General features: G+C 73.4%; 3 protein-coding genes. 1 reads left to right on the top strand and 2 read right to left on the bottom strand.

All coding sequences use genetic code 11. From position 1 onward, the window contains the following. Both IH61_RS0139660 and IH61_RS0139665 read right to left on the bottom strand, forming a co-directional pair. Window positions 1–892, bottom strand: an 892-nt coding sequence (locus tag IH61_RS0139660; RefSeq protein WP_031079263.1) for a hypothetical protein, incomplete at its 3' end; no start/stop codon positions are given. A 100-nt stretch (window positions 893–992) separates the two neighbouring features. Then, complete coding sequence (locus IH61_RS0139665; RefSeq protein WP_031079265.1) at window positions 993–1,274, bottom strand: metal-sensitive transcriptional regulator; 282 nt, start codon at window positions 1,272–1,274, stop codon at window positions 993–995. A 255-nt stretch (window positions 1,275–1,529) separates the two neighbouring features. On the opposite strand from IH61_RS0139665, the gene IH61_RS0139670 reads away from it, so the two are divergent. Continuing rightward, window positions 1,530–3,269: heavy metal translocating P-type ATPase (locus tag IH61_RS0139670; protein ID WP_031079267.1), on the top strand; the 1,740-nt coding region annotated here is incomplete at its 3' end.

Below are 3,269 nucleotides of genomic sequence, written 5' to 3' on the forward strand. Positions count from 1 at the left end.
GGGTGGCGGCGGGAACGGCGGTGCTCGGGGTGGCCAGGGTGAAGGCGGCCGTGCGGACGGTGTCGCCGTGCTTGAAGTCGAGGAAGAGCCGGTAGGTGCCCGCGCTGGGGGCGGTGGCGTGGAAGGTGATGGCGGGGCCGGGGGTGGTGCTCTCCGGGTGGACGTGGAGGTAGGCGAGGTCGCCGGCGCGCAGGGCGACGAGGTGGCCGTAGGCGCCGAGGTACGGCTGGAGGTCGGTGACCGGGTGGCCGTCCCTGCTGACGCTGAGGGTGAGTTCGGAGCCGCCGGGGGTGAGGTCGCCGTCGAGGGTGACGGTGTAGCCGTCGACGGTGACGGTGCGTCCGGTCTCGGGCAGCGGGGCGGGGCGCAGGTCGCCGGCGGCGTGGAGGTCGGCGCCGAGGGTGAGGCCCTCGGCCTCGCCGGCGGGGAGGAAGTCGGCGAAGACCCGGTACTCGCCGGCGGCCGGCAGGGCGGTGGAGGCGCTCCAGGTGCCGTCGGCGGCGCGGGTGGGGTGGAGGTGCTGGAAGGTGGAGAGGTCGCGCGGGGCGACGATCAGGTGCAGCTCCTTCTCGTGCTGCGGCTGGTAGGCGGTGAGCGCCTGCCCGTCGGGGCCGAGGATGCGGAACCGCAGGTCGGTGCTCGCGCCGGCGGTGACGAAGGCGTTGTCGAGGCTGAGGGTGTAGCCGCGCTCGGAGATCTGGAGGCCGCCGGGGACCTGGCCTGCGGCGGCGCCGTGGCCGGCGTGCTCCTCGTGGCCGCCGTCGTGCCCGCCGCCGTGGCCGGCCGGGGCGGGCTTGCCGCCGGGACCGACCGCGTGGCCGACGCCGAGGGCGAGGCCGAAGGCGGCGGTGAGACCGAGGGTGAAGGCGGTGACGCGCAGGGCGGTCTTCATGGCGTGAGCTCCTCGATGAGAACGGCGTACGGGGGAGGGGTATGCGGGTGCGCGGATCTGGCGCGGATCTGGCGCGGATCTGGCGCGGATCAGGCGCGGATCAGGCGCGCATCAGGCGGGCGATGGCCTGGGAGGCTTCGGCGACCTTCTCGTCGGCCTCACCGCCGCCGTTGGCGATGGCGTCCTGGACGCAGTGGGAGAGGTGGGCGTCGAGCAGGTTGAGGGCCACGGACTGGAGGGCCTTCGTGGCGGCCGACACCTGCGTGAGGATGTCGATGCAGTAGGTGTCGGTGTCGACCATGCGCTGGAGGCCGCGGATCTGGCCCTCCACGCGGCGCAGCCTGCGGAGGAGCTGGTCCTTGTCGTCGTGGTAGCCGGCCATGGGGTCCTCCTCGGTGGTCCGGGTGTTCCCGTGGGGCGCTGCGGCCCCGGTGCGGTGCGGTTCGATGTCTCGTTCGATGTCTCGAGTGAATACCCCTTGGGGGTATCAAGTCAAGCGGTTCCGGGGCAGGAAAAATACCACCAGGGGGTATCGGCGAACCCTTGCGCCCGATACCCCTCAGGGGTATAAATGACCTCGACGACGCCGATACCCCTTCCAGGTATCGGGGAACGACGACGAGAACGAGGAGCGACGATGACCACGCAGGCACCCGCCTCCACGGAGGTGGAGCTCTCGATCGGCGGAATGACGTGCGCCTCGTGCGCGGCCCGCATCGAGAAGAAGCTGAACCGCATGGACGGGGTCTCCGCGACCGTCAACTACGCCACCGAGAAGGCGAAGGTCAGCTTCGACGGGGAGGTCGAGGTCGCCGACCTGATCGCCACCGTCGAGGCCACCGGCTACACCGCCGCCCTCCCCAAGCCCCCGGCCGCCGCCCAGGCCCCCGGAGCCGAGCAGGCCGAACCGGCGGACGAGCTGGCCCCGCTGCGCCAGCGGCTGTTCACCGCCCTCGCCCTCGCCGTCCCGGTCATCGCCATGGCGATGGTCCCGGCCCTGCAGTTCGACAACTGGCAGTGGCTCTCGCTGACCCTCGCCGCCCCCGTCGTCACCTACGCCGCCTGGCCGTTCCACCGCGCCGCCTGGACCAACGCCAGGCACGGCGCCGCGACCATGGACACCCTGGTCTCCCTCGGCACCGGCGCCGCGTTCCTCTGGTCCCTGTGGGCGCTGTTCCTCGGCGACGCCGGGATGCCCGGCATGCGGCACGGCTTCGAGTTCACCATCGCCCGCAGCGACGGCTCGTCCAACATCTACCTGGAGGCGGCGGCCGGCGTCACCGCCTTCATCCTGGCCGGCCGCTACTTCGAGGCGAAGTCCAAGCGCACCGCCGGGGCCGCCCTCAAGGCGCTGCTGGAGCTGGGCGCCAAGGACGTGACGGTGCTGCGCGGCGGCACCGAGGTGCTCGTGCCGATCACCGAACTCGCCGTAGGGGACCGCTTCGTGGTCCGCCCCGGGGAGAAGATCGCCACCGACGGCACGGTGGTCGAGGGCGCCTCGGCCGTGGACGCCTCGATGCTGACCGGCGAGTCCGTCCCCGTCGAGGTCGGGGTCGGCGACTCCGTCACCGGCGCCACCGTCAACGCCGGCGGCCGCCTGGTCGTCGAGGCCACCCGGGTCGGCGCCGACACCCAGCTGGCCCGGATGGCCCGGCTCGTCGAGGACGCCCAGAACGGCAAGGCGGCGGCCCAGCGCCTCGCCGACCGGATCTCCGCCGTCTTCGTCCCGGTCGTGATCACCCTCGCCGTCGCCACCCTCGGCTACTGGCTCGGTACGGGCGAGGGCTGGACGGCCGCCTTCACCGCCGCCGTGGCCGTGCTGATCATCGCCTGCCCCTGTGCCCTGGGCCTGGCCACCCCGACCGCGCTGATGGTCGGCACCGGACGCGGAGCCCAGCTCGGCATCCTCATCAAGGGCCCCGAGGTCCTCGAGTCCACCCGCAGGGTCGACACCATCGTCCTGGACAAGACCGGCACCGTCACCACCGGCCAGATGACCCTGCTCGCCGTCCACACCGCCGAGGGCGTCACCGAGGCCGAAGCCCTGCGCCTGGCCGGCGCCCTGGAGCACGCCTCCGAGCACCCGATCGCCCGGGCCATCGCCACCGCCGCCGCCAAGGCCGGCGAACTGCCCGCCGTCGAGGGCTTCGAGAACGTCCCGGGCCTGGGCGTCCAGGGCGTCGTGGACGGCCACGCGGTGGTCGCCGGCCGCGAGGCCCTGCTCACCGAGTGGTCGCAGCACCTGCCGCCGGCCCTCGTGGAGGCGAAGGCCGCCGCGGAGGCCGCAGGGCGTACGGCGATCGCGGTCGGCTGGGACGGCGAGGCCCGGGCCGTCCTCGAGGTCGCCGACGCGGTGAAGCCCACCAGCGCCGAGGCC

The sequence above is a fragment of the Streptomyces sp. NRRL WC-3742 genome (genome assembly GCF_000720635.1).
Classification (GTDB): domain Bacteria; phylum Actinomycetota; class Actinomycetes; order Streptomycetales; family Streptomycetaceae; genus Kitasatospora.